Annotated in this window: 19 protein-coding genes; 14 read left to right on the top strand and 5 right to left on the bottom strand. The window is 61.4% G+C overall.

What is annotated here, in order from left to right; all coding sequences use genetic code 11:
* Nucleotides 1-19 precede the first annotated feature (19 nt).
* From BJN45_RS06140 to BJN45_RS06155, 4 genes are all read left to right on the top strand, one after another.
* A complete protein-coding gene (locus BJN45_RS06140; RefSeq protein WP_076093124.1) occupies nt 20-1,978 on the top strand; it encodes a sensor histidine kinase in 1,959 nt (652 codons plus the stop codon).
* A gap of 125 nt (nt 1,979-2,103) precedes the next feature.
* Complete coding sequence (locus BJN45_RS06145; RefSeq protein ID WP_076093126.1) at nt 2,104-4,917, top strand: filamentous hemagglutinin N-terminal domain-containing protein; 2,814 nt, start codon at nt 2,104-2,106, stop codon at nt 4,915-4,917.
* Between the two features lie 25 nt (nt 4,918-4,942).
* Complete coding sequence (locus BJN45_RS06150) at nt 4,943-6,604, top strand: ShlB/FhaC/HecB family hemolysin secretion/activation protein (protein ID WP_076093128.1); 1,662 nt, start codon at nt 4,943-4,945, stop codon at nt 6,602-6,604.
* A 70-nt stretch (nt 6,605-6,674) separates the two neighbouring features.
* Nucleotides 6,675-7,370 carry a YecA family protein gene (locus BJN45_RS06155; protein WP_076094151.1) on the top strand — a complete coding sequence of 232 codons (696 nt, stop codon included), beginning with the start codon at nt 6,675-6,677 and terminating at the stop codon, nt 7,368-7,370.
* A 53-nt stretch (nt 7,371-7,423) separates the two neighbouring features.
* Here the strand turns inward: BJN45_RS06155 and BJN45_RS06160 are convergent, their stop codons facing one another.
* The gene (locus BJN45_RS06160) at nt 7,424-7,609 is read right to left on the bottom strand and encodes a hypothetical protein (RefSeq protein WP_076093130.1); all 186 of its coding nucleotides are present in this window, start codon (nt 7,607-7,609) and stop codon (nt 7,424-7,426) included.
* A 192-nt stretch (nt 7,610-7,801) separates the two neighbouring features.
* Here BJN45_RS06160 and BJN45_RS06165 point away from each other — a divergent pair, with 192 nt between their 5' ends.
* Nucleotides 7,802-9,916: an EAL domain-containing protein gene (locus tag BJN45_RS06165; protein ID WP_083650932.1), complete on the top strand. Its 2,115-nt coding sequence runs from the start codon at nt 7,802-7,804 to the stop codon at nt 9,914-9,916.
* 142 nt (nt 9,917-10,058) lie between these two features.
* Here the strand turns inward: BJN45_RS06165 and BJN45_RS06170 are convergent, their stop codons facing one another.
* The gene (locus tag BJN45_RS06170; protein WP_076093134.1) at nt 10,059-10,691 is read right to left on the bottom strand and encodes a hypothetical protein; all 633 of its coding nucleotides are present in this window, start codon (nt 10,689-10,691) and stop codon (nt 10,059-10,061) included.
* A 102-nt stretch (nt 10,692-10,793) separates the two neighbouring features.
* Here BJN45_RS06170 and BJN45_RS17620 point away from each other — a divergent pair, with 102 nt between their 5' ends.
* Entirely contained in the window at nt 10,794-10,991 is a 198-nt protein-coding gene (locus BJN45_RS17620) for a hypothetical protein (RefSeq protein WP_139326306.1), read from the top strand.
* Nucleotides 10,988-11,485, top strand: a complete 498-nt coding sequence (locus BJN45_RS06175; RefSeq protein ID WP_076093136.1) for a DUF4124 domain-containing protein — start codon at nt 10,988-10,990, stop codon at nt 11,483-11,485. The genes BJN45_RS17620 and BJN45_RS06175 overlap by 4 nt, the downstream gene beginning before the upstream one ends.
* Nucleotides 11,486-11,535: 50 nt before the next feature.
* On the opposite strand, the gene BJN45_RS06180 is transcribed toward BJN45_RS06175, so the two are convergent.
* The 3 genes from BJN45_RS06180 to BJN45_RS06190 form a co-directional block, all read right to left on the bottom strand.
* On the bottom strand, nt 11,536-12,999 hold the full coding sequence (locus BJN45_RS06180) for a Do family serine endopeptidase (protein ID WP_076093138.1): 1,464 nt from the start codon (nt 12,997-12,999) through the stop codon (nt 11,536-11,538).
* A 164-nt stretch (nt 13,000-13,163) separates the two neighbouring features.
* Entirely contained in the window at nt 13,164-14,699 is a 1,536-nt protein-coding gene (locus BJN45_RS06185; RefSeq protein WP_076093140.1) for a fumarate hydratase, read from the bottom strand.
* Nucleotides 14,700-14,712: 13 nt separating this feature from the next.
* Nucleotides 14,713-15,243, bottom strand: coding sequence for a TIGR00645 family protein (locus tag BJN45_RS06190; RefSeq protein ID WP_083650934.1), 531 nt, complete (start codon nt 15,241-15,243; stop codon nt 14,713-14,715).
* Nucleotides 15,244-15,495: 252 nt separating this feature from the next.
* On the opposite strand from BJN45_RS06190, the gene acs reads away from it, so the two are divergent.
* From acs to BJN45_RS06225, 7 genes are all read left to right on the top strand, one after another.
* Nucleotides 15,496-17,457 (top strand): acetate--CoA ligase, encoded by a 1,962-nt coding sequence (gene acs, locus BJN45_RS06195; RefSeq protein ID WP_076093144.1) that lies wholly within the window; start codon nt 15,496-15,498, stop codon nt 17,455-17,457.
* 204 nt (nt 17,458-17,661) lie between these two features.
* The gene (locus tag BJN45_RS06200) at nt 17,662-17,856 is read left to right on the top strand and encodes a hypothetical protein (RefSeq protein ID WP_076093146.1); all 195 of its coding nucleotides are present in this window, start codon (nt 17,662-17,664) and stop codon (nt 17,854-17,856) included.
* A 1-nt stretch (nt 17,857) separates the two neighbouring features.
* Nucleotides 17,858-20,572, top strand: coding sequence for a sensor histidine kinase (locus tag BJN45_RS06205; protein ID WP_076093148.1), 2,715 nt, complete (start codon nt 17,858-17,860; stop codon nt 20,570-20,572).
* Nucleotides 20,573-20,591: 19 nt separating this feature from the next.
* On the top strand, nt 20,592-20,963 hold the full coding sequence (locus tag BJN45_RS06210; RefSeq protein WP_076093150.1) for a response regulator transcription factor: 372 nt from the start codon (nt 20,592-20,594) through the stop codon (nt 20,961-20,963).
* A gap of 84 nt (nt 20,964-21,047) precedes the next feature.
* The gene (locus tag BJN45_RS06215) at nt 21,048-23,204 is read left to right on the top strand and encodes a 3'-5' exonuclease (protein WP_076093152.1); all 2,157 of its coding nucleotides are present in this window, start codon (nt 21,048-21,050) and stop codon (nt 23,202-23,204) included.
* Between the two features lies 1 nt (nt 23,205).
* Nucleotides 23,206-24,261, top strand: a complete 1,056-nt coding sequence (locus BJN45_RS06220; protein WP_076093154.1) for a DUF294 nucleotidyltransferase-like domain-containing protein — start codon at nt 23,206-23,208, stop codon at nt 24,259-24,261.
* An 86-nt stretch (nt 24,262-24,347) separates the two neighbouring features.
* Nucleotides 24,348-26,267, top strand: coding sequence for a DUF294 nucleotidyltransferase-like domain-containing protein (locus tag BJN45_RS06225; RefSeq protein WP_076094153.1), 1,920 nt, complete (start codon nt 24,348-24,350; stop codon nt 26,265-26,267).
* The last annotated feature ends 2 nt before the right edge of the window (nt 26,268-26,269 follow it).

Genomic DNA, 26,269 nt, shown 5'->3' on the forward strand with positions numbered 1-26,269 from the left:
CTGTCTCCGGCGTTTTGTCTTGCTTTGGCCATGGCTGTTCATGCTTGCCTGGCTGATGCCACCAGCTTTCGCTGACGAAATTTCGCTTGAACTGGTCGCCGAACAGGGGCGTCAACCGCTGTTGGGAAAGCTGCAACGTTACTACGACGCCAGCAATGAACGCACGTTTGACGACGTGCTGCGACTGGCTCGTGACGGAAAGTTTGAAACCATCAATCGCAACGACGGCCTGGGTTATGTCCCGGGAACGATCTGGTTGCGTTTCAGTGTCGACCGGGCTTCCGATGTACCTTCGACATGGTGGCTGGAGGTTCGGCGACCGGCACTGGATGAAGTCGATCTGTTCCGGCGCGCACCGGATGGCTGGCAGCGTATCGAACAGGGCGACAATCGTCCCTGGGCCGGGCGCGAGGTCCGCAATCGCAACAGCGTTTTTGTTCTGGATATCGCACCGGGGGGCAGCGAATATTTTGTACGCATTCACACGACCTCAAGCAGCGCCGCCCGTCTGACCCTCTGGCAACCTTCGGCTTTCGCCAGCAATGCGGCACTCGACATGGTGCTGGTCAGTGGCTTTGCCATCGCCATCGTCGTCATCATCCTGATCAACCTGCTGATGGCCGCGTATCTGCGCGAACGCCTATATCTGATCTACAGCCTCAATCTGCTCGTTTTTGCCGGGATGATGTTTCTGGTCGAGGGAATGCTGCATTTCATCGTGATGCCGGCCGAACCATTACGGGTCGAAGCGTGGATTTCGCTCCTTCATCCACTGGTCATGCTGACCATCGCCTTGTTGTTCCGTGAGATTGTTGCCTTGTGGGACAGTGCGCCGGGCATTGATCGCGTCTACGTACGCGCTGTGCTGTTCATCTGTGCTCTGGGGGTGCTGGTTGTGCCGCTGGGGTTTTCCGACAGCCTGAAGCCCTGGTTGTGGAAGCTCTTCCTCGTCGAGATGGCGATCAACATTGGTCTGGCCGCCTGGCTGTCCATTCGCGGCAACCGCGGCGCCCGTTTCTATCTTCTGGCTTTCGGTGTGCTACTCCTGGGCGGGGTGTTTTCCGTTCTCGGCAATCTCGGCTGGTTGCCCGATCCGGCACTCGGCCCCGTCATGCCGCTGGTCGGCAGTCTGCTGCACATGGTCCTGATGCAGATGACCGTGAACGACCGGGTGCTTGCTGCCAAGCGGGCCTACGACCTGGCTCGCGAGCAGGCGCTGGCCGCAGACAGGCGAGCAACCGAGGGCTTGAACCGCGAGGTTGCCCAGCGTACTCAGGCCCTGGAGGCCGCGCTTGCCAGCGAACATCGCGTGGCCGAGCAGCAGCGCCTGTTCGTGCGCCTGATCTCCCACGAATTCCGTACGCCACTGGCCGTGATCGACGCCTCGGCGCGCTCGATATCCATGTTGCCGACCCTGCCGGACGAGGCAGCGAGTCGCTGCGGCAATATCCGTCAGGCGACGCGCCGTCTTGGTGACATGCTGGAAAAATGCGTGGCTGACAGCCGGCTCGAGACCGATCTGCCGCTCGAAAAGGAGGCTGTCGCTGTTGTTGACCTGATCGCCAGCCTGCGAGGGCAGTTGTTGCTGGAGGGTCCCGAACGCGAGGTATTGTTCCATTGCCCGGCACCGGAAACAGTCATGCTTGGTGACCCGGTACTGCTGCAGATACTGTTCGGCAATCTGCTTTCCAATGCCTTGAAATACTCGCCGGCGAAGAGTTCGGTCAGTGTCGACTTCGTGAATGAAAACAAGTTTTTGCGTGTGATCGTCAGTGATCGGGGATGTGGCATTTCTGAAGCAGAACTGCCGCATGTCTTCGACAAGTTCATGCGCGGCAAAAACTCTCCACCCAATACTGGCCTGGGGCTTGGGCTGCCGCTGGCCAAGCGTATCGCCGAACTGCATGAAGGCAGTATCGAGATCGACAGTCAGCCGGGCAAAGGGACACGGATAACCGTATTGTTGCCGATATCCTGATTTTTGATGCTCTCATTTGTGAGAGTTTTTGAGAGCCTTTTCGCCCTTGTCTTTTATACCCTTAGCAGTTAAAGGCCTTCAATCTTCCTGTGCGAGGCCAAAAAAACAGAATCGAGGAGCGGAGTATGAAAAGCAACGGGTCGATGAATCGTATTTTCAGGGTGATCTGGAATGCCGCGAAGGCTTCCTGGCAGGCAGTCTCTGAGGTTGCCAGCGGACAGGGCAAGGGTACTTCCGGCAAGGCGGCCCGTCTGGCACGACGCGGCTTGACGCTTTCCTCCTTTGCCGCCGGTACCATGCTGGTGCTGGCACTGCCCGTCCAGGCAGCGCCTGCTGCCGATGCCTTGCCGACAGGGGGCGTGGTGACCGATGGCGCCGCTACCATCAGCAGCAGTGGCAGCCGCATGGACATCAACCAGACCACGCAGCGTACCGCGATCGACTGGCAGACCTTCAACATCGGCAGCGCTGCCCATGTGCACTTCGAACAGCCTGCCGGTGGCGTCGCGCTGAACCGCGTCCTTGATACCAACGCCAGCCAGATCTACGGCAGGCTCACGGCAACCGGCCAGGTCTTCCTGGTCAACCCGAATGGTGTCTTGTTTGCACCCGGCGCACAGGTCGATGTGGGCGGTCTCGTCGCTTCCACATTGAACATCGGCAACGCCGACTTCATGGCCGGCAATTACAAATTCGAAGGTACGAGCAGCAACGCCATCATCAACCAGGGCAACATCACCGCCGCACCGGGGGGCACCATTGCCCTGATCGCTGCCAAGATCACCAACGATGGCACGCTCACCGCCAACGGCGGCAACGTCTTGCTTGGCGCTGGTAGCAAGGTCACGCTCGACATGGGCGGCCCGGTCAAACTGCAGATCGAAAACGACGCGCTGGAAACCCTGATCCAGAACGGCGGCGTCATCAAGGCCGACGGCGGCGTGGTGTGGCTCACCTCACAGGCCGCCAACAACCTGGCTAGCAGCGTCATCAACAACACCGGCCTGATCGAGGCGCAGACGCTGACAACCGGCGAGAAGGGCGAGATCATCCTGTTTGCCCATGACGGCCAAATGAATATTGGTGGCACGCTCAAGGCGGAAGGCGGCTTTATCGAGACGTCGGGCAAGGAGTTTGCCGTAATGCCCGGTGCTACTGTTATTGCAGCAGACTGGTTGATCGACCCAGTGGACATCGAGATCAGCACGGCCAACGGTCTGGTCGGTGCTATTGAAACTGCGCTGGGTACGACCAATGTCACGATTTCCACCGCTGGCGGTAACACCCCTGATACTGCTGCGGGCGAGAGTGGCACAGAAGGTAATATCACCGTGTCCGATGACGTGACCTGGGTCACGGACAAAACGCTGACGCTTCGGGCCGACAACAACATTAGCGTTAATGCCAACATCAACCATGGCCATGCCTCCGTAGGGGGCGTGATCTTCCTTTACGGTCAGGCTACGGGAGACGGTGGAAACAGTACCTATACGGCAACCGGGACAGTGACATCACCCTCGGTTCAGTGGCGCAAGGGAAGTGATGCCAATAGCACGCGCTATGCGATCGTCGGTGGTAATTTCTTCCTCGGAAATAAATACATTGAATTGGGAATGTGCGGTTCCTCCGCAGCGGCCATTGCGAATTGCACGAGCGGTGGGAGTCAGTCTGGGAAGTTTGGTACATCAAACGTGCCTTCTCTGTTCTTCGGGCGTTCATCAGGCAGTGGTATCGGCATGGTCGGTGACGCAGATGGCTTTGGGGTTGGCGCGGACCTGAGGGTTGACTACTTCCTGCCGGGAACCCCTGCAGAGCAGTTTTCCAGTTTCTTTACCGGTGCCTCCGGTACTGCCACCAACTTTGCAACAGCCGCAAACTCAGGCACCTTTGCTTTCGAAGCATTGGGAGCCGATGGGACGATTACGCTGAAGTACTCGGCAGTACAGGAAAGCAAGCTCAAGATTGAGCAGGCAATCGCCCTCAAACCCGATGAGTTGGAATTCACCAATACGGTGACCCTGACTAACGTGGATGCAGCTTCTCTTGATGGGGTGCGGTTTGCCCGAAGCTTTGATCCGGATAATACGGTCGACAAGGATGGGGGCGGGGGCTTTAGCAATACCCAGAAAATCGAGCTAACCTTGGCTGCCGGTGATGCGGCGAACGTCGTGAGTGCGACCAGTGCGGCGAGTGGCGCCTACTACACCGCTTCTGGAAACAAGACGGCAAAGATTCTCTATTCGTCCAGTGACGCGTCGACCCAGGTTGGCCATGGTGGCGCTTTCTTCAGCGGTTCTGACATGAATGCCATGGTTACTGCCGCCAACGCCTTGAGCAAGGGCAACTCGGCAACTGCCGACGCTGGCATCGGTATCATCTACAACGCCGGTACCATGGCAGCGGGTGCCTCCAAGAGCTTTACTTACAAGACCATACTGGATAACCGCGATATAGCGACCATTCTCGGCACCGCGGCCACGACCACGACCACGACCAATACGATTCCTCAAGATACGGCCATTTCAAGCGTCCAGAGTACCGTGTTGCCGCCCGTGGTGAACACTACCGTGCCGTCGAATCTGGTTTCTCCGGTTGCGCCACCGCCAACAGTCGTTCTTTCCAATCAGGGCACATTGCCGGTCTTTGATGTCAATGGCGGTTTGGCATTTGTCCAGGTATCTGGGCCAACGGCAGGTAATGGCACAACTTTGACGACTGGACTAGGCGGGGGAACAACGGATTCAGGTTCAGGTAACAGCCAAGGTGGCAGCGGGAACGGCGCTGGCGGTCAAGGCAATGGTCTACCCGGTTCTGCGGATTCCGGTGGTCGGGATCCGTTTGGTTTCATGCGTGTTTTCGTCGTAAATGGTGGCCTGAATCTGCCGGATGTGGCACTGGGTGCGCTCGGCCAGAATCGCCAGAATGATGCCAACCAATAACAAATAACAACAGGAATTCATCGTTATGACGACTTTCCGCTTTTCCCTTCTGGCCGCTTCGTTTGCTGCGGCTTTCCCTGGAATCGCACTTGCTCAGCAACAGCCCGATGCCGGTCAGATCCTGCAACAGCAGCAACCGGCACCACAACTGCCACGCACTGGTCCCGCCATCGATGTGCAGGCGCCGGCAACTGTTCAGGCCTTGCCGGGCGGTGTCGAGGTGACGCTGTCCAGCGTCAGTTTTTCCGGGGCCAGCATTTTCAATGAAACCGAACTGCTTGCCACGCTTGGCGACTTTGCTGGCAAATCCTACGATCTGGCCGGCCTGCGCGGCTTGGCCGAGCGTGTCTCGGCGCATTACCGGGCCAATGGCTACCCGTTTGCCCGGGCGTTCATTCCTCAGCAATCAATGGCTGGAGGCAAGCTGCGCATCGAGGTTGTCGAGGGCCGCTATGGCAAGGTGAGCGCCGCTGGCGAGCGGGCGGATGCCGCCCAGGGTTTTCTGGCGCCATTGCGTCCTGGTGAAGTGATTTCTTCGGCACCGCTCGAGCGGGCCACCCTGATTCTCGATGATCAGCCGGGCATCAAGGCGGCACCGATCATCCGCCCGGGGCAGGAGGTGGGTACCGGTGATCTCGACGTGCGGGTCGAACGTACACCGGGCTTCAGCGGCGATGTCGGGCTCGACAACCATGGCAATCGCTATACCGGTGAATACCGTGCCCGGGCCAACCTGCAATGGGACAGTCCCTTCCTCTTTGGCGACCAGGTGACGGCGCGCCTGCTCTATTCGAGCGAAGACATGTGGCTGGGCAGTGTCGGCTACAGCCTGCCGTTAGGGAGCAGCGGCTTGCGTGCCAATGTCGGTTACGCGCATACCTACTACGAACTGGCCAAGGATTTTGCCAACCTTGGTGCCAGAGGTACGGCAAAGGTCAGCACCGTGGGTTTTACCTACCCGATCATCCGTTCGCAAAAAGCCAACCTGACGCTTGCTGCGACCTATCAGCACAAACGGCTCAACGACCGGCAGAAGGTGGCTGGTACGGATGACAGCAAATCCAGCGACAGCCTGCCCATCGCACTCAACTTCGATCGTCGCGACGCTTTGTGGGGCGGCGGCATCACCTACGGCAGCCTCAGTTATACGGCGGGACACCTGAAACTGGGCAATGCGCTGGAAAACACCGACCGCACCAGTCGTCAGGACACACGCGGCAGTTTCGACAAGGTCAATCTCGACATCGCCCGGGTCCAGGCTACGCCGGTGGCCAATCTGGTGCTGTTCGGCCGTGTTTCGTCGCAGTGGGCGGGCGACAACCTCGACAGCTCGGAAGGTTTCAGCCTTGGCGGTGCCAACGGCGTGCGCGCTTATCCTTCCGGCGAAGGCAACGGCGATGAAGGCTGGCTGGTGCAACTGGAAGTGCGCTACAACATGGGTGCCTACAGCCCTTATATCTTCCATGACAGCGGCCGTGTCCGGCTCAATGCCAGGAACGCCGGCCTGACAGCGCCGGCCAGTCCGAATCATCGTTCGATCAGCGGCGAGGGCATCGGTCTGCGTTACACGCGTGACAACTGGAACCTTGATGCAAATGTCGCCTGGCGTAGTCATGGCGGCGAGCCGCAGTCCGACACGCGTGACCGGAGTCCGCAATTCTGGGCGAGTGCCGGATACCGATTCTGAGCGGGGGGAGGGGCCAAGTTCTGTGAGCGCGAAACTGGGCTATCATTCGCCCATTGCCAAGGAACAGCCCATGAACCCGAATCCATTGACCGAGGCCGATCTCGATCGGCTTGAAGAATTGCTCGAGGCGGAGATTTTCGGCGAGGAAGCGATGCGCCTCGACGAAGCCCAGGCGCTGATCTGCGCTGTCGTCAGCAGCCCGGAACCGATCCAGCCGGGTGTCTGGCTGCCGGAGGTGCTGGGGGCCGGTGCCGACAAGGGCGACAACGCGCTGGTCGGGGAAACGGTCGAGTTGCTGATGCGCCTGAACAACGATATCGCCAAGTCGCTGCTCGCCGACGAAACCATGTCGCCGCTGCTCTATCCGGTTGACGAAAACTCCGAAGAGTACGATTTCGCCGCCTGGGCCGATGCCTACGTGTATGGCGCAGGGCTTGGCGGTGACTGGTACGAACTGGCCGGCAAGCATGCAGACGACCTGTCGGAACTGCTCGAACCGATGTTCATGCTCAACGGCATGCTCAAGGAAGACGCCGAAAAGAACGGCGAACGCTGGTTCCTGCCGGCCGAGGAAGCCCGCCTGATGGCCGATATCCAGGAAAACCTGCCGGTCATCGTGCAAACGCTCTACAACTTCTGGCGGGCCAAACGGGGCGGGGTGACTGTTCAGCACGAAGAACCGAAGTCAGGCCGCAACGATCCCTGTCCGTGTGGCAGCGGCAAGAAATTCAAGCAATGTTGCGGTCGACCGGACAAATTGAACTGAAATCAGCGCGGTCGTGACCGGAACAGCAAGGGCCAACCCGGTGTTGGCCTTTTTTACTGGCGGCCGTAACGCTGCTTCTGCTCGAACGCTACCGCCCGGTGAAGGTAAGCGGTAAACGCCTTCATGGCCTCGGTATTGTTGCTGTAACCCTTCTCCTGAACCTCGGCGTCGACGATGGCATCGAGTTCGGCGGGAAAGGAAATTTCCGGATAGCGGGTTCTGCGCTTGGCTTGTTTCATGATGGCTCGGATAACGGCAAAGCTGCGGACTGTACATGCAGCGCTGCGATTTTCCAATGATTGACAGCACCATCGCCCTGTTCCGGGTGCCGGAAAGCAAGGAAAGACTTGTTTGCTGCCCTGTCGCAAGCGGATAATTCCCCGCTTCAGATGACAGGCGCACAACGCGCCTGATGACAAGGGTGCGGGGCGATGAAAATCCGGTTGGGGCTATGGCTGCTGTCGATCCGGGACGCATTTGTCTCCTTGCTGCCCCTGACGCTGTTCGGCGTTGCCGCGACGCTGCTCAGACATTTTCCCGGCGGCCTTGACTGGCTGTATCCCAGTGCCTCCTTTGCCGCCAGTTGGGAAGCCAGCCTGGAACAGATCATCGCGGCCAGCCACGGTGTTTTCGGCCTGGCCCTGGCGGTGGTGGTAGCGCTGCATCTGGTACCCCGTCTGCCGAGCCTTCAGGATCCCGATGACAATCCGCCACCGATGATGGTTGGTGCCGCCGCGCTGGTCAATTTCATGCTGTGTTCCATGGGGCTGTCGCTGGGCGGGGGCGGCGCGATGGGCTACGAGGCGATGTTGCTCGGCATCATCGTCGGCTTGGGCACTGCCGAACTGCTGCGCTGGTCCGCCGGGCAGCGCTGGCTGATGTTCGTCGATGTGCCGGTGGATGCCGACAAGTCACTGATCCACGCCCTGCGTTTCTGTACCCCGGTGATCTTCTGCGGCATCTTCATCCTGCTGCTGGCCAGCGCCTTGTCAGGGCTGTCATTGCTGGCGCCCGTCCTCGCCGTGCTCGCCGACTGGCTGGCGGTATCGGTGCTCGGTGAATACCTCGCAACCAGTGTCGCCATCCTGGTCAACCAGGCCTTCTGGTCCATTGGCGTTCACGGCGGGCATCTGCTCGACCTTTATGCCGGCGATTTCTTCGTTGCACCCGGTTTGGCGCCGGATGGGCAACTGGCCTGGCGGCCGCTGGTCGACTCATTCGTCCTGCTCGGTGGCAGCGGGGCCACGCTCGGCCTGATCGTGGCCATCCGCCTGGCGGCAGCGGGCGGGGCGCAGTGGCGGATCGCCAGGCTCGGTCTGCTGCCGTCGATGTTCAACATCAACGAAGTGATCCTTTTCGGCCTGCCGGTCGTGCTGTCACCGCGCTATCTCGTGCCCTTCATCCTGGTGCCGCTGGCCCTCGGCCTGCTGACGCTGTTCGCCGTCAACGGCGGCCTGTTCGAATTGCAGGCAGTCAGCATCCCGTGGACGACGCCGCCGCTGATATCCGGCTGGCTGCTCAGTGGTTCCTGGCGCGGGGTGCTCTGGCAGGTCATGGAAATCGGGCTGGCAACCCTGTTCTATCTGCCCTTCGTGCGCCGTGCAGAAGCAGGGCGGGCAGCCAGTCACGCCCGCCTGCTCGGCGAAGTGATCGAAGCAGTGAGAACCGAGGCGCCGGTGCGGGCGATGGTGATCAGGCGTCGCGACGAACTCGGCATCATGGGTCGGATACTGCTCGCCGCCCTGCGCGCCGACATTCGCAAAGGTGCGCTGTCCATGTGCTACCAACCCAAGCATGACCGGGCAGGGGCGCTGGTCGGCCTGGAGGCGCTGGTGCGCTGGAACAGCCGTAAATTCGGTCCGATTCCCGCTCAGGTGGCAGTCAACCTTGCCGAAGATGGCGGCTGCATCCGCGAACTCGGCTACTGGGTAATCAACACCGCGTGTGCCGCGAAAGCCCGCTGGAATGCCCTTGGTCATGGCGAACTGACCCTGGCGATCAACGTTTCCCCATCCCAACTCGCCGACCCCGGATTTGCCGGGCAACTGGCCCTGACCCTGCAGGCTCACGGCCTGAACTGCCACGAGATCGAAATCGAAATCACCGAATCGCAGGCGATCCCGGACGAAGCATCAACCAATACCACGCTGCAGGCGCTGTCGGAAAACGGCGTGCGCCTGTCGATGGACGACTTCGGCATGGGCTACTCGTCCCTGCTGCACCTGCGCCGCTTCGGCATCCACTCGATCAAGATCGACGGCTCGCTGACCCGCGACCTGCAAGGCAACCCGGCCAACGCCGACATCATTCGGGCCATCTGTGCGCTCGGCAAGGCACGGCAGGTCGAAGTCGTCGCCGAGTTCGTCGAAACCCGCGAACAAATGCAGGCCCTGATCAACATGGGCTGCGACGTTTTTCAGGGCTATCTCTACAGCCCGCCGCTCACCGAGCCCGCATGCCTGGAGTACTTTGAGCGCTGCCGCATGGCATCAATCGGCTGCGACAGCGGAGCGGACCATGCAGATCAAAAGCAGAAGCTGGCGTAAGTCCGTCAGGTGTTGAGGGGCGCGTGCGGTGGCGGGAAAATGCCGGATTTTTGCGGTCGACCCTGGATACGGATAAAAAAAGGAAAATAGCGCGGGGAAAATGGCGCCGTTTTTGAGGGGAAATTGGGGGCAACGTCTGAATTCACCGGCGATGCGCGGCTTTATCGCGCAGCGTCCGGTGTAATGATAGGTTGGGGCGCAACGACCGTGCCCATACCAAGAGGCGGATATGACCCTTCTTTGCAAGAAAATACATAACCAGTAACGGTACCACTATCAGAGCTTGAATAGACTGGACCTTAAGCGACCCGATGCCCTCAATAGCTGACGCGAAATAACCCATTCGGTCGGTAGCGTAATTTGCCCAACAGAGCGAAGATGGCAAATAGATCAGGGTTAGGAATATCCATGCGCCGGCGACCATTGGAATGGGCGCAAGCAGTGGTTTGGTAACGCGATTAGCATGAACAAAGTGTATTGCAGCAGCCACTATCAATAAACCGACCAGTGCTACGGAGTAGAGGGGGGCGACCAGGAAGACCGAGCTATACGTTAGGCAAAGCACAGCGAATAGCATTGGCAGCTTTGAGCCTAAGCGTATCGATATAGCCGCAGCACCCAAGACAACGAGAAGTACGGAAAGGACAAACGCTCTTTCAATGAAGAGGAAGCGCGGTATCGCCGTATACATTAGGACTAGATCGACCCAAAGAAACGGGATCGCCAAGTACAGAGCGAGAAGCTTTCCGACGGCGATTGCGGCTTGCTTAACCATAGTTTTCACCTTGCGGCCCAACGTAAAGTGGACGGCGTTATTGCCGCATAAGCTGGCACCCTCGATGAGGTGGCAGTCTGGAGCGTCGGCCGGTGCAGGTGCTTGGCTGATTCCTGGCAATATTCACGAGAATGGATGGCGGTCATGCGCGGCACACCTGTTAATGACGAAAAGATTGTGCCTGCCTCGCTGCCACTTGTCATCTTTCGACGCCTTTGCCTGACTGCGGCCATTCAGTCTTCTTCAGAGATGCTCCCGCTTGCCGCCTTCATGTCGCTGGTGCATGATCGCGGGCTATGACATTCAAGAACATGATCCAGCGATTGCTGATTGCTCTGGCGCTTGTCGGCTGCCAGCATGCACTGGCCAATGCCTACAAGTGCAGGATGCCCGATGGCAAGGTGCTCATTTCCAGCACGCCTTGCGATGAACGGGCGAAGACTGTGTCGGTGCAGCAGCAGGAGCAGATTTCGCCGAGTCAGAGGCAGGCTGCGATTGACGATCTGAACCGTCAGAAGGCTTTTGTCGTGCGTGCGGAGAATTCGCGACAGGTCGAGTCAGTGCCGGTTTCGAGGCAAGTTCAGGGTGGTGGTCGTGATGTCAGCGGATGCCTGATGAAGGTGACGGCAACTTCTGGTCTGTCGCCTGCTCAGGAGGCGCATCGCAAGGTGGTTTGCTACCAGGGCACGCGATTCATGGCGGATGATTGCGAGCGGAATGTTGCTGCAACGATGCGCTTGTCGAGCAGTTCGGAGCAGCACTATCGCGCTCAGTGCCGGCTAGTCAGTCGTTGATGCTTGAATAAAACCGGGGCCAACGTTGCGTTGGCCCCGGTTTTTGCCTTTCAGCCGAGGTCGACCGGAACAAACAGGCGGGTGTCGCCGCGTTCGACCAGCAAGGCGGCTTTCTTGCCGGATTTGGCGAGCAGGGCGCGCAGTTTTTCGGCACTGCCGACGGCTTCGCCATTGACCGCCAGGATCACGTCGCCGGGCCGGATGCCGGCACGGGCGGCGGGGCCGCCGGCGCGCTCGACGAGCAGGCCGGCATCGATGCCGCTGCCGCGCTTTTCTTCCGGCGTCAGCGGGCGGACGGCGACGCCGAGGCGACCGCGGTCGGCATCCGGGGGTTCTGCGGCGGCGAGTTTTTCTTCCTGGAAGGCGCCGAGCTTCACCGGGATCTCGCGCATTGCCTTGTTGCGCCAGACCTGCAGGCGGATGGATTCGTTCGGGCGCTTGGCGGCGACGATGGCGGGCAGTTCGCCGGATGCTTCGACCGTCTGACCGTCGATGCCGACGATGACGTCGCCAGCTTCGAGGCCGGCGCGGGCGGCGGGGCCGTCCTTGTCGACGGATGAGACCAGTGCGCCGGCAGGGCGGGGGAGGCCGAAGCTGTCAGCCAGCGACTGGTTGATTTCCTGGATGGCGACGCCAAGGCGACCGCGCTCGACCTTGCCGTGGGCGACGATCTGGCGTTCGACGCCCATCGCGACTTCGACCGGAATGGCGAACGAGAGGCCCTGGTAGCCGCCGCTGCGCGAGTAGATCTGCGAGTTGATGCCGATCACTTCGCCCTGCAGGTTGAACAGCGGGCCGCCGGAATTGCCGGGGTTGACCGCGACGTCGGTCTGCAGGAAGGGCACGTAGCTGCCGTCCGGCAGGCTGCGCGACTTGGCCGAGACGATGCCGGCGCTGGCGCTGGATTCGAAGCCGAAGGGCGAGCCGATGGCCAGGACCCAGTCGCCGACCTGGGTGGCCTTGGAGTTGCCGATGCGTACGGTGGGCAGATTCTTGCCGTCGATCTTCAGGACGGCGACGTCGCTTGCCGGATCGAGGCCGAGGATTTTGGCGGTGAATTCGCGTTTGTCGTTGAGCTTGACGATGACTTCCTCGGCGTCGGCCACGACATGCGCGTTGGTCAGGATGGTACCGTCGGCGGTGATGATGAAGCCGGAGCCGAGGCCGCGCGTCGGCGTGTTGTCCTGCGGAATCATGCCGCGGAACTGGCGGAAGAACTGGAAGAAGGGATCGTCCGGGTCGATCTGCGGGCCGCTCATTGCGGTCTTGCGGTTGCCGGTGACGCTGATGTTGACGACGGCCGGGGCGTTGGCGGCGACGATGCTGCGCATGTCCGGATAGCCGGCCGGTGTCGGGACGATAGCAGGCGTGACGACAGGGGCGGCGACGGCAACAGGTGGTGGCACGGCTGCCGGGGCATTGCCGGACGGGTTCTGACCGAGGGCATAGGCACCGCCGATGGCTGCCGAGACGGCGACGGCGGCAACGGTGAGTTTCAGCCGGTTGAGGGACATGCGGATCTCCAGTGAGAAATTGGGTGATCCGTATGTTTGTTCACCACCGCCGTTTTTCCATCAGCTGTTGTGCGACGAATTGTTACGAAATTTTGCGGTCGACCGCAGCAACAATGAAAAAAGCCGTCCGGGTGACGGACGGCTTTTGCTGGCGCGGCAGTAAATCAGGCAGTCTTGACCGGGATCTTGCCGATCTTGACCTGCCATTCCTTCGGGCCGGTTTCATGGACGCTGACGCCGGAGGAATCGACGGCAACGGTCACCGGCATGTTCTCGACGTCGAACTCGTAGATGGCTTCCATGCCCAGGTCGGCAAAGCCGACGACCTTGGCCGACTTGATGGCCTTGGCGACCAGGTAGGCGGCACCGCCGACGGCCATCAGGTAGGCCGACTTGTTGTCCTTGATCGCCTCGATGGCAACCGGGCCGCGTTCGGACTTGCCGATCATCGAGATCAGGCCGGTCTGTTCCAGCATCATGCGGGTGAACTTGTCCATGCGGGTGCCGGTGGTCGGGCCGGCCGGTCCGACGACTTCGTCACGCACCGGATCAACCGGGCCGACGTAGTAAATGACGCGGTTGGTGAAGTCGACCGGCAGCTTTTCGCCCTTGGCCAGCATGTCGGCAATGCGCTTGTGCGCGGCGTCACGGCCGGTCAGCATCTTGCCGTTCAGCAGCAGTTTCTGGCCCGGTTTCCAGGCGGCGACTTCTTCCTTGGTCAGCGTGTTCAGATCGACGCGGGTGGCCGACTTGAGGTCCGGTGTCCAGGTCACGGCCGGCCAGTCTTCGAGCTTCGGCACTTCGAGCTTGGCCGGGCCGGAGCCATCGAGGTGGAAATGGCAGTGGCGGGTCGCGGCGCAGTTCGGCACCAGCGCAACCGGCAGGTTGGCGGCGTGGCAGGGGTAATCCAGCACCTTGACGTCGAGCACGGTGGTCAGACCACCGAGGCCCTGGGCGCCGACGCCGAGGGCGTTGATCTTTTCCATCAGTTCGAGGCGCAGTTGTTCCGGACGGGTCAATGTCGCACCGGTCGCAGCCTTGGCCTTCAGTTCGTGGATGTCGACCGGAGCCATGATCGATTCCTTGGCCAGCAGCATCGCCTTTTCCGGCGTGCCGCCGATGCCGATGCCGATGATGCCGGGCGGGCACCAGCCGGCGCCCATTTCCGGGATCTTCTTCAAGACCCAGTCGACCAGGTCGTCGGACGGGTTGAGCATGGCGAACTTGGACTTGGCTTCCGAACCGCCGCCCTTGGCGGCACAGATCACTTCAACGTGATGGCCTTCGACGATCTCGAAATGCACCACGGCCGGGGTGTTGTCCTTGGTGTTCTTGCGGGCACCGGCGGGGTCGGCCAGCACCGAGGCGCGCAGCGGATTGTCCGGGTTGCCGTAGGCGCGACGCACGCCTTCATTGATCATTTCCTGGATGCTCATCGTGGCATCCGGCCAGGTGACTTGCATGCCGACCTTGATGAAGACCATGCCGATGCCGGTGTCCTGACAGATCGGGCGATGGCCTTCGGCCGACATCCGCGAGTTGGTCAGGATCTGGGCGATGGCGTCCTTGGCGGCGGGGGATTCCTCGCGGTCATAGGCTTCGCCCAGCGCCTTGATGTAATCGAGCGGATGGTAGTAGCTGATGTACTGGAAGGCATCGGCGACGGACTGGATCAGGTCTTCCTGCTTGATGGCGGTCATGCGCAACTCCGGGTCAGTGGTTGTTGTGTTGAAGAATGAGGGTCTGGGTCATGATCTTGTCCACCCAGGCCATGGCCAGCGCGGAAATGATGAAGACCAGGTGGATCACTACCTGCCAGAGCAGGGTGTGTTCCGGCAGGTTGCCGGCATTGATGAAACTCTTCAGCAAATGGATCGACGAGATGCCGATGATGGCTGTCGACAGCTTGATCTTGAGCACGCCGGCATTGACGTGGTTGAGCCATTCCGGCTGGTCGGGATGCTCGTCGAGATGGAGCCGGGAAACGAAGGTTTCATAGCCGCCGACGATGACCATGATCAGCAGGTTGGCGATCATGACGATGTCGATCAGGCCGAGCACGATCAACATGACGTCGGCTTCGGTGATCGGGCTGCCGGAGAAGAAGCTGTGCACCAGATGTGTCAGCTCGATCATGAACATCCAGACAAAAAATGCCTGGGCGATGACCAGCCCGAGATACAACGGAGCCTGCAGCCAGCGGCTGGCGAAGAGGAATGTCGGCAGGAGCTTGTTCGGATTCATGCGCGAGGCGAGGGCATTTCGGGGCGGCAAGTTTAGCATGCGCCGGCCGGCCTGCTTCGATATGCCGAATTGCTGCGCCGCAGCGTGATTTCGTAAGGCCTTTGTAAGATTATCGTCGTGTAATGCTGGCTTGACGCTGGACCAGGGAGCAAGTGGTTTTGGCGCGTACGGCTTGGTTACATCCCGGGGTTCTGCCCCGAGGCCCGATCGGTTGTTTCAACATAAATGCGAAGTACCGCAGAGGAGAAGAATATGTCGAATGAGTCCGTGCAGTTTTATTATCCGTCTGACGAAATCGTCAAGAACGCGGCGGTTTCGGGGATGGACGCCTACAAGGCGCTGTGCGCGGAAGCAGAAGCCGACTACGAAGGTTTCTGGGCCAAGCGGGCCCGCGAACTGATCACCTGGAAGGAACCCTTCACCCAGGTGCTGGATGAGTCCAACGCTCCGTTCTTCAAGTGGTTTGCCGACGGCAAGCTCAATGTTTCCTACAACTGCCTCGACCGTCAGGTCGAAGCCGGTCTCGGCGACAAGGTCGCCATCATCTTCGAAGCCGACAATGGCGACGTGACCAAGGTCACCTACAAGGAGATGCTGACCAAGGTCTGCAAGATGGCCAACCTGCTGCGTGCCAAGGGCGTGCAGAAGGGTGACCGCGTCGTTATCTACATGCCGATGACCGTCGAAGGCATCGTCGCCATGCAGGCCTGTGCCCGTATCGGCGCACCGCACTCCATCGTGTTCGGCGGCTTCTCCGCCCAGGCACTGCGCGACCGCATCAACGATGCCGGCGCCACCCTGCTGATCACCTCCGACGGCCAGTTCCGCGGTGGCAAGGCCCTGCCGCTGAAGACCATCGCCGATGAAGCCATCGCCATGGGCGGTTGCGACACGCTGAAGGGCGTCGTCGTCTTCAAGCGCACCGGCGTCGAGTGCAACATGGTTGCCGGTCGCGACGAATGGCTGCACGACGGTCTGGCCAATCAGCCGGAAACCTGCGAACCGGAATGGGTTGGTGCAGAACACCCGCTGTTCCTGCTCTACACGTCGGGCTCCACTGGCAAGCCGAAGGGCGTCCAGCACTCCACCGGTGGTTACCTGCTGCACGCCATCATGACCATGCAATGGACCTTCGACATCAAGCCGAACGATGTCTTCTGGTGCACGGCCGACATCGGCTGGGTTACCGGCCACACCTACATCACCTACGGCCCGCTGGCCTGCGGCGCTACCGAAGTCGTCTTCGAAGGCGTGCCGACCTACCCGGATGCCGGCCGTTTCTGGAAGATGATCCAGGATCACAAGGTCAGCATCTTCTACACCGCGCCGACCGCCATCCGTTCGCTGATCAAGGCCTCCGACACCAAGCCGGAAGTGCATCCGAAGAGCTTCGACCTGTCTTCGCTGCGTCTCCTCGGTTCGGTCGGCGAGCCGATCAATCCGGCGGCCTGGGAGTGGTACCACCACAACGTCGGCGGCGACCGCTGCCCGATCGTCGATACCTTCTGGCAGACCGAAACCGGTGGTCACATGATCACCCCGCTGCCGGGCGCAACCCCGCTGGTGCCGGGTTCCTGCACGCTGCCCTTCCCGGGTATCCAGTTCGCCGTGGTCGATGAGACCGGCGCCGACCTGCCGTGGGGCCAGGGCGGTATCCTGGTGTGCAAGAAGCCGTGGCCGTCGATGATCCGCACGATCTGGAACGACGACGAACGCTACATCAAGTCCTACTACCCGGCCGACTTCCAGGGCAAGTACTACCTGGCAGGCGACGGCGCGATCCGCGACAAGGACACCGGCTACTTCACCATCACCGGCCGTATCGATGACGTGCTGAACGTTTCCGGTCACCGCATGGGTACGATGGAAATCGAATCCGCGCTGGTTGCCAATCCGCTGGTTGCCGAGGCTGCCGTGGTCGGCCGTCCGGACGACCTGACCGGTGAAGCCATCGTTGCCTTCGTCGTCCTCAAGGGCCAGCGCCCGACCGGCGACGATGCCAAGAAGATGATCAAGGAACTGTCGGATTGGGTGGGCAAGGAGATCGGTCCGATCGCCAAGCCGAAGGACATCCGCTTCGGCGACAACCTGCCGAAGACCCGTTCGGGCAAGATCATGCGCCGTCTGCTGCGTGGCCTGGCCAAGGGCGAGGAACTGACGCAGGACACCTCGACGCTTGAGAATCCGGCGATTCTGGAGCAGTTGAAGGGCTAAGCAGTATTTGCGGTCGGCCGGCGGTCGACCGCAACATTTCACGGAGCAGCACGCTTGCCAGCTTGCTTCGACAGACAAAAAGGGCAAGGAGGAGACAATGGTCGCCCATAAGGTGGCCTCCCGTGTGGTCGCATCAGACTGCATGCCAACAACGGCTGGCACGCTTGGCGTGCCGGCCGTTTTCATTTTTTTGCAGGGGGTCCGGTGAAACGAGGCAGTCCAACGCGGCAGCGCCTGACGGCACTGTGCCTGTTCGGCATTCCCTTGCTGACCTATCCGATCCTTGGTTTGCCGGGGGGCACGCTGGCCGATATCCCGGTTGTCGTGCTCTACCTGTTCGGCGTCTGGGGCGGCCTCATCCTGCTGGCGGCCCGGGTGGCCGAGCGGCGGAGCAAGTAGCATGCTGTCCGGCTGGTTCATCGTGTTGCTGTCCGCCACCTACATCGGTGTGCTGTTTGCCGTCGCCCGTTTTGGTGATGCCCGCGCCGATGCCGGCCGTTCGATCATTTCGGCCAACGTCTATGCGTTGTCGCTGGCGGTGTACTGCACGTCGTGGACGTTTTTTGGCAGCGTCGGCCGGGCCACCTCGGGCGGGCTGTCCTTCCTGACCATCTACCTCGGGCCGACGCTGATGCTGCTGTGCGTCGGCGTCATCGTCAAGATGATCCGCATTGCCAAGGCGCAGCGCATCACGTCCATTGCCGACTTCATCGCCTCGCGTTACGGCAAGAGTCAGTTGCTGGCCGGACTGGTGACGGTGATCGCGGTGATCGGCATCGTGCCTTACATCGCGCTCCAGCTGAAAGCCGTGGCCGCCAGCCTGGATGTGCTGTTCGACCAGCCGGGGCATGCCATCCACCTGTGGGGCATCGATTCGACGCTGCTGGTGGCGGCGGTGCTGGCACTGTTCACGATCCTGTTCGGCACCCGCCACCTGGATGCGACTGAGCGCCACGAAGGCATGGTTGCTGCCGTCGCCTTCGAATCGGTGGTCAAGCTCGTGGCCTTCATCGCTGTCGGCGTGTTCGTCACCTACGGCATGTTCGACGGGTTTTCCGACCTGTTCCGGCGTGCGGCAGCCCATCCGGAACTGGCCGGGCTGCTTGAACTGGATGCTTCGCGTGCCGGCACCTGGGCGGCGATGATCCTGCTGTCGGCGCTGGCCATCGTTTTCCTGCCGCGCCAGTTCCAGGTGATGGTCGTCGAGAACGTCGACGAATCGCACCTCAAGCGCGCGGTCTGGTTGTTCCCGCTGTATCTGCTGCTGATCAACATCTTCGTGTTGCCGGTGGCGCTCGGTGGCCTGATGCATTTCAGCGGGCAGGGGGCGAATCCCGATACCTTCGTGCTAACGCTGCCGCTGTCGCAAGGGGCCGAATCACTGGCGCTGTTCGTCTTCATCGGCGGTTTGTCGGCAGCGACCGGGATGGTCATCGTCGAAACCATCGCGCTGTCCACGATGATCTGCAACGACCTGGTGATGCCGGCATTGTTGCGGTCGACCTGGCTGAAAATGGAAAAACGCGGCGACCTGTCCGGGCTGCTGATCGGCATTCGCCGGGTCGCCATCGTGCTCATCCTGCTGCTCGGCTATGTCTATTTCAAGGCCGCCGGCGAAGCCTATGCGCTGGTCGGTATCGGGTTGATTTCGTTTGCCGCCGTCGCCCAGTTCGCGCCGGCCTTGTTTGGCGGCATGTACTGGAAGCAGGCGACGCGGGCCGGTGCGCTGGCCGGTCTGCTCGCCGGTTTCTCGGTGTGGTTGTACACGCTGCTGCTGCCGTCCTTTGCCCGCTCGGGCTGGATCGGCAACGGCTTCGTCGAGCACGGCCTGTTCGGCATCGAGTGGCTGCGCGCCCAGGCGCTGTTCGGCCTGACCGGGCTGGACGAGATTTCGCATTGCCTGTGGTGGAGCATGCTGGCCAACATTGGCGCCTATGTCGTGGTTTCCTTGAGTACTGTGCCCGATGCGCTGGAGGCCGGCCAGGCCGAGCGTTTCGTCGATGTTTTCCGGCATGCGCAACGGGCGCCGGATGCCCGCTTGTGGCGCGGCAATGCGTCGCTCAAGGAGCTGGTCGATCTGCTTGAACGTTTTCTCGGACCGGCCCGGGCGCGCCAGCAACTGGCAGCCTACGCGCGCAGCCGGGGCCAGCGCGACTGGCACGGCCTGCCGCCGGACGCGGAATTCGTGCATTTTGCCGAGGGTGAACTGGCCGGGGCCATCGGTTCGGCGAGCGCGCGGGCGATGGTTTCCAGCGTCACCCGCGAGGAGGATCTCGGCCTCGAGGAAGTGCTCGACATCCTCGACGAGGCCACCCAGGTGCGCGCTTACAGCCGCGAACTGGAGGCCAAGCAGCAAGCGCTGGAAGTGGCCACCGGCGAGTTGCGCGAGGCCAACGAACGGCTGCGCGAACTGGACCGGATGAAGGACGATTTCATCTCGACGGTGACGCACGAGTTGCGCACGCCGCTGACCTCGATCCGTGCGCTGTCGGAAATGCTGCACGAGGACCCGAAGCTGGAACTCGAAGAACGCCGGCGTTTCCTCGGCATCATCGTCAGCGAGACCGAGCGCCTGACCCGCCTGATCAACCAGATTCTGGACATGGCCAAGCTCGAATCCGGGCGTGCCGAATGGACGACTGCCGATGTCGATGTCAGCGAAGTGGTACGTGAGTCGATGAACGCGCTGGAACAGTTGTTCCACGAAAAAGGCGTGCATCTCGACAGCGATCTGGCGGACCGGTTGCCGCCGGTACAGGCCGATCGGGACCGGCTGACCCAGGTTGTCGTCAACCTGCTGTCGAACGCCGTCAAGTTCGTGCCGGGCGGCGGCAAGGGACGTGTCCGCGTCGGTGTTTCGGCCGACGAAAAGGCGGTGCGCGTAACGGTTGCCGACAACGGTCCCGGCCTGACTGCCGAGGAGTGTGGCGTCATTTTCGAGAAATTCCGCCAGGGCGGAAACACGATGACCGACAAGCCGCAGGGCACCGGTCTGGGACTGCCAATCAGCCGGCAAATCGTCGAGTATTTTGGTGGTAAGCTTTGGGTAGAAAGTGCGCCGGGTGCCGGTGCCACCTTCATTTTCACGGTCCCCTTGCCGGGACCGGAAGCATAAGGATGGGAGACTAAACCAGATGTCAAAAAAAATACTGATTGTCGATGACGAACCCAACATCGTCATCTCGCTTGAGTTCCTGATGAAGAAGGAAGGCTTCGAGGTTGCGGTCGCCACTGATGGTGACGAGGCTCTGGCCAAGGTGGCCGAATTCAATCCCGATCTGCTGCTGCTTGACGTGATGATGCCGAAGAAATCCGGCTTCGAGGTGTGCGAGGCCTTGCGTGCCGACCCGGACCGTGCCGGTCTGCTGATCGTCATGCTGACCGCCAAGGGCCGCGATACCGAAGTCGCCAAGGGGCTGGCGATCGGTGCCGACGCCTACGTGACCAAACCGTTCTCGACCAAGGAACTGGTCGTCAAGGTCAAGGACATGCTCGGCCTGGCCTGATTCCGTTTGCCGGCCGGTGCGCCGGTCCGGTTATTACGGTCGACGCCGTTTTCGGCAAAAAAATACTTGCACGGGGTAGCTGCCATGAAGGCCAAAGTCCGCTTTCTGCTCGCCATTATTGTCCTCGGTCTGCTGATGACCGGACCTTTCGTCGTCACCTCGCTGCTGGTCTGGGCCGGCATGGAGGAAACCGAGCGCAACATGCTGCTCGAGCTGCTGATGTCGCGGCTGCCGATCGGTACGATGATGACGATTTTCGGTTTCGGCATCGGCGTCGCCGTGCTGCACAAACTGTTCAAGCAGTACGTCGAAGGCCTGCTCGGGATGGCCGAACAACTGCGCCTGATGCTCAGCGCCAACCGCAATTTCCGGGTCAGGCTCGACGGTCCGCCGGAAGTACAGCAACTGGCGCAGGCCGCCAACGATCTGGCGGCGCAGCGCGACATGCTGATGGACGATGTCGATTCGCGCATCGCCCAGGCCAATGCCTCGGTCGAGGAAGAGAAGAACCGGCTGGCGGCGCTGATGTCGGAACTGGCTCAGGCCGTGGTCGTATGCAATCTCGACGGCCGCATCCTGCTTTACAACAACCGCGCCCGGCTGCAGTTCAAGGCCTTGTCGCAGGGCCCGACGACGGTCGCTGGCGGTGCACTGATCGGACTCGGCCGCTCGATCTTTTCGATCCTGGAAAAGAACCAGGTCGAGCATTCGCAGGAAATCATCCGCCAGCGCCTGATCAGCGGCAAATCGGCGCTGGCCAATTTCGTCACGACGACACGCGGTGGCCAGTTGCTGCGCGTGCAGATGGTGCCGGTGCTGGCTGCTGCGCAGGAAGAGGGCGAGCGGCAGATGACCGGCTACGTGCTGACCGTGGACAACATCACGCGCACGCTGGAAGAAGAAGCGCGCCGCGACCAGGCGCTGCATTCGCTGACCGAAGGCAGCCGGGCGGCGCTCGGCAGCATCCGGGCGGCGGTCGCCAACCTGATCGATTACCCGGAAATGGATGCGGAGTTGCGCGAGCGTTTCGTCAAGGTCGTCGATGACGAGGCGGCGCGCATGAGTCAACGTCTCGACCAGACCATGCATGATTTTTCCGACTCGATGAAGACGCGCTGGCCGCTTGAGGATGTGCTGGCGATGGACATCATCAGCGCCGCCCAGCGCCGCATCGAGGACAAGCTGAAACTGCCGACGAAGACCGAGGAAGTCGACGAAAGCCTGTGGATCAAGGCCGACAGCTTCTCGCTGGTGTTCGCGCTGGTCTTCATCGCCGAGCGGCTGCAGGATCACTACCAGATCCGCGACCTGCGCTTCCGTACCGTCTGCGAAGGCAAGCTGGCCTACCTCGACCTGATCTGGGTCGGCCAGGCGATTTCCTCCGAGACTTTCTATACCTGGGAAATGGAAACCATGCAGGCGCTCGGCGAGACCTCGTCGCTGTCCTTGCGCGATGTCATCGACCGCCATGGTGGTGAAATCTGGTACCAGCGCGAAAAGGCAGCGCACCGCGCCTTCTTCCGCTTCGTGCTGCCGGTGGCCATTCCCGAAGCCGAGATCCACGACGAACGGCGCAGCACCGGTCGGCCGGAGTACTACGACTTCGACCTGTTCAAGTTCGAGGACAAGTCGATCGACCTCGACCGCAAGCTGTCCGAACTGACCTACACCGTGTTCGACACCGAAACCACCGGGCTGGAGCCGTCGAAGGGCGACGAAATCATCCAGATCGGTGCTGCCCGCATCGTCAACAACCGGCTGCTCAAGCAGGAAGTCTTCAACCAGATCGTCGATCCCGAGCGGCCGCTGAAGCCGGAGTCGATTCCGATCCACGGCATCACCGAAGACATGGTCCGTGGCCAGCCGAACATCGACATCGTGCTGCCGGCCTTCCACGCCTTCTGCGAGGAAACCGTGCTGATCGCGCACAACGCCGCTTTCGACATGCGCTTCCTGCAACTGAAGGAAGATCGCACCGGCCTGCGCTTCACCCAGCCGGTGCTCGATACGCTGCTGCTGTCGGCGGTCGTTCATCCCAACCAGGAATCGCACAAGCTCGACGTCATCCTGGAACGGCTCGGCATCTCGATCGGCACCCGGCACAATGCGCTGGAAGATGCCGTCGCGACCGGCGAGGTCTTCCTGAAGCTGCTGCCGTTGCTCGAGGAGAAGGGCATCGTCACCGTCCGTCAGGCGCTGGAAGCAGCGGAAAAAACCTATTTCGCCCGCATCAAGTACTGACATGGACGCATTGCCGCTGCCGGCCTTGCCGTGTGCCGAACTGACCGCGATGGCCGGCGATCTGGCGGCGCTCGACGATCTGGCACGGGCGCCGGCGCTGGCCGCGCGGCTGCACGATTTCCTGCGCACCTTGCCGGCGATCGGTCTGTCCGGTGAAACGGCGACGCGGCTGATTTCCCGGCTCAACGACCGGTTGACCGGACGCGTCGTCGAACTGGTCGCCCGCCGTCACCGTCTGCCGCCGACCGAGTGGTGCTGGCTGGCAATGGGGTCGGAGGGCCGTGACGAGCAGACGCTGGTCAGCGATCAGGACAACGGGTTGGTTTTTGCCGCCAGCGGTATCGCCGAGGCGCAGGCATTGCGTGGCATGTTCTTGCCTTTCGCCCAGGCGGCCAACGAGCAACTGGCGGCCTGCGGTTTCACGCTGTGCCCGGGCGAGATCATGGCCGGCAACCCGCAGTGGTGCCTGTCCTACGATGAATGGCGCGGAAAGTTCTTTGACTGGGTTCGCTGCCCGGACCCGACGGCGCTGCTCAATGCGACCATCTTCTTCGACCTGCGCCCGCTCTACGGCGATGCCGCGCTGGGGGCTGCGCTGCGTGCCGAGATCCTGCGCCTGACCGTCGATACGCCGGCCTTCCTGCACCTGATGTCGATCAACGCGCTGCAGGTCAGCCCGCCGCTCGGTTTTCTTGGTGATGTTGCGGTCGACGATGCGGAAACGGTGGATTTGAAAAAGCTGGGCAGCCGGATTTTTGTCGATGTCGCGCGCATCCTGTCGCTGGCGGTCGGCACGCCGTCGGTCAATTCCTTCGACCGCCTGCACGAGGCTGGCGTTGCCGCCGGCATGCAGCCACGGGAAATCGCTGCTGCGCAAGCGGCGCTCGGGCACATCCTGAGTCTGCGTCTGGCCGCCCAGGCGGCAACGGAAAACGGTGCCGAGGCGGCGGGTTTCAAGCCGGCCGATCTGCACGACATGGATCGTGTCATCCTCAAGGAATCGCTGCGTCAGGCCCGGCGTCTGCAGCAGCGACTCAAGTTAAACTATTCTTTATGACTGTCAATCAGGAAGGGTTTGCCGTGAACGCACAACAAGAAAACAGCGGGAGCAATGGCGGTGTCGACGTGGGTCAGGTGGAGGCGATGCTGCGCGAGGAAGGACGACACCGGGCGGCGGGCAACACGCAGGCTTTCCTGGCCAAGCACGCGCCATTCAACAAGATGACGCCGGCGGCGTTGCAGCTGTTTGCCGAGAAGGCACACATCGCCTTCTACCCGGCCGGCAGCCTGATTGTCGGGCCGGATTCGGGCAATGTCCGTTTCTTCTACCTGATCGAGTCGGGCAAGGTGCAGGCGCGTCAGGCCGGCGAAGTGACCGTCACCGAATATTCCATCCTCAGCCTGGGGGCGGGCGAGAGCTTTCCGATCGGCGCGGTGACCGCTGGCCGGCCGTCGACCAACATCTACACGGCGGTCGAGGATACCTTCTGCTATCACCTGCCGGCGGAAGACTACCTGACGCTGATGTCGACCAGCCCGGAATTCAACCTGTTCTGCACGCAGTACATCGCCAGCCTGCTCGACCAGTCGCGCCGGCAACTGCAGGCCCAGTTCGCGCAGAAGGCGAGCGAGCAGCAGACGCTGAACTCGCCGCTGGTCGGTATCGGCGCCCGCAACCCGACCTCGGTGCTGCCGGAAACGCCGCTGCGCACCGCGCTGGAATCGATGTCGCAACTGGGCATCGGTTCGATGGTGGTGGCCGATGCCGAGCAGAAGCCGGTTGGCATCTTCACCCGCAGCGATCTGCTCGACCGTGTCGTGCTCGCCGATCTGCCCCTGAATTCGCCGATCAGCCAGGCGATGTCGGCGGCGCCGTTCACCCTCAACGAGCATGCGACGGCCTACGATGCGATGTTGGCGATGGCCACGCACGGCATCCGCCACGTGCTCGTTACCGATCACCATGGTCGTTTGAGTGGCGTTGTTTCCGAGCGTGACCTGTTCGCGCTGCAGCGCGTCGGCCTGCGCCAGATCCGCCAGGCCATCGAGTCGGCGCCGGATGTCGAGGCGCTCAAGGCCTCGGCCGCCGATGTCCGTCAGCTGTCGTTCAACATGCTGGCCCAGGGTATCGGTGCCGAGCAGCTGACGCAGTTCATCTCGGCACTCAACGACGCACTGACCCGGCGCGTCATCCAGCTCAACCTGGAAAATCACGATTTCTCCGGCATCGACTGGTGCTGGCTGGCCTTTGGTTCGGAAGGCCGCGATGAGCAGACCTTCAGTACCGACCAGGATAACGGCATCGTCTATCTGGTGCCCGAGGGCGGCGATCAGGAAGCCCTGAAGCAGCGCTTCCTGGCCTTTGCGCTGGATACCAACAAGGATCTGGACAAGGTCGGTTTCCCGCTGTGCAAGGGCAACATCATGGCCAGCAACCCGCAGTGGTGCCTGACGCTGGACGAGTGGCGCGCACAGTTCAGCAAGTGGATCCGTACGCCGGAGCCGGTGGCTTTGCTCAATGCAACGATCTTCTTCGATTTCCGGCCGCTCTACGGCAAGAGCGAGTTGTCCGACAGCATGCGCCGGCACCTGTTGTCGCAGGCCTCGGCGACGCCGATCTTCCTGCAGGCGATGGCGCGCAATGCGCTGGAAGTCGGACCGCCGCTGGGCAAGATCCGCGATTTCGTCACCGATCTGGAAGCCGATTTCCCGGGCAAGATCGACCTCAAGAAGTACGGCTCGCGCATCTTCGTCGACGTTGCCCGTATCTACGCGCTGGCGGCAGGTGTGCATGGCACCAACACCATCCAGCGTCTGCGCCTGTCGGCACAGAAGATGAACATCAAGGGCGAGGAAATCAACGCCGTGCTCGACGGCCTCAACTTCATCCAGTTGCTGCGCCTGCAGCACCAGTACCTGGAAGGTGAGCCGGGTCGCCAGGGTGACAACCTGATCGATCCGGAAAAGCTCAACGAGCTCGACCGCCGCATCCTCAAGGAATCCTTCCGTCAGGCGCGCAAGATTCAGTCGCGCCTGAAGCTCGACTACCAGGTGAATCACTGATC

Origin of the sequence: Azonexus hydrophilus, assembly GCF_001956855.1 — a bacterium.
GTDB lineage: Bacteria > Pseudomonadota > Gammaproteobacteria > Burkholderiales > Rhodocyclaceae > Azonexus > Azonexus hydrophilus_A.

Excerpts from the sequence above, each read along its gene's own strand:
- BJN45_RS06145 (WP_076093126.1), top strand. The coding sequence starts at position 2,104 with ATGAAAAGCAACGGGTCGATGAATCGTATTTTCAGGGTGATCTGGAAT.
- BJN45_RS06150 (WP_076093128.1), top strand. The coding sequence starts at position 4,943 with ATGACGACTTTCCGCTTTTCCCTTCTGGCCGCTTCGTTTGCTGCGGCT.
- BJN45_RS06155 (WP_076094151.1), top strand. The coding sequence starts at position 6,675 with ATGAACCCGAATCCATTGACCGAGGCCGATCTCGATCGGCTTGAAGAA.
- BJN45_RS06160 (WP_076093130.1), bottom strand. The coding sequence starts at position 7,609 with ATGAAACAAGCCAAGCGCAGAACCCGCTATCCGGAAATTTCCTTTCCC.
- BJN45_RS06165 (WP_083650932.1), top strand. The coding sequence starts at position 7,802 with ATGAAAATCCGGTTGGGGCTATGGCTGCTGTCGATCCGGGACGCATTT.
- BJN45_RS06170 (WP_076093134.1), bottom strand. The coding sequence starts at position 10,691 with ATGGTTAAGCAAGCCGCAATCGCCGTCGGAAAGCTTCTCGCTCTGTAC.
- BJN45_RS06175 (WP_076093136.1), top strand. The coding sequence starts at position 10,988 with ATGACATTCAAGAACATGATCCAGCGATTGCTGATTGCTCTGGCGCTT.
- BJN45_RS06180 (WP_076093138.1), bottom strand. The coding sequence starts at position 12,999 with ATGTCCCTCAACCGGCTGAAACTCACCGTTGCCGCCGTCGCCGTCTCG.
- BJN45_RS06185 (WP_076093140.1), bottom strand. The coding sequence starts at position 14,699 with ATGACCGCCATCAAGCAGGAAGACCTGATCCAGTCCGTCGCCGATGCC.
- BJN45_RS06190 (WP_083650934.1), bottom strand. The coding sequence starts at position 15,243 with ATGAATCCGAACAAGCTCCTGCCGACATTCCTCTTCGCCAGCCGCTGG.
- acs (WP_076093144.1), top strand. The coding sequence starts at position 15,496 with ATGTCGAATGAGTCCGTGCAGTTTTATTATCCGTCTGACGAAATCGTC.
- BJN45_RS06205 (WP_076093148.1), top strand. The coding sequence starts at position 17,858 with ATGCTGTCCGGCTGGTTCATCGTGTTGCTGTCCGCCACCTACATCGGT.
- BJN45_RS06210 (WP_076093150.1), top strand. The coding sequence starts at position 20,592 with ATGTCAAAAAAAATACTGATTGTCGATGACGAACCCAACATCGTCATC.
- BJN45_RS06215 (WP_076093152.1), top strand. The coding sequence starts at position 21,048 with ATGAAGGCCAAAGTCCGCTTTCTGCTCGCCATTATTGTCCTCGGTCTG.
- BJN45_RS06220 (WP_076093154.1), top strand. The coding sequence starts at position 23,206 with ATGGACGCATTGCCGCTGCCGGCCTTGCCGTGTGCCGAACTGACCGCG.
- BJN45_RS06225 (WP_076094153.1), top strand. The coding sequence starts at position 24,348 with ATGCTGCGCGAGGAAGGACGACACCGGGCGGCGGGCAACACGCAGGCT.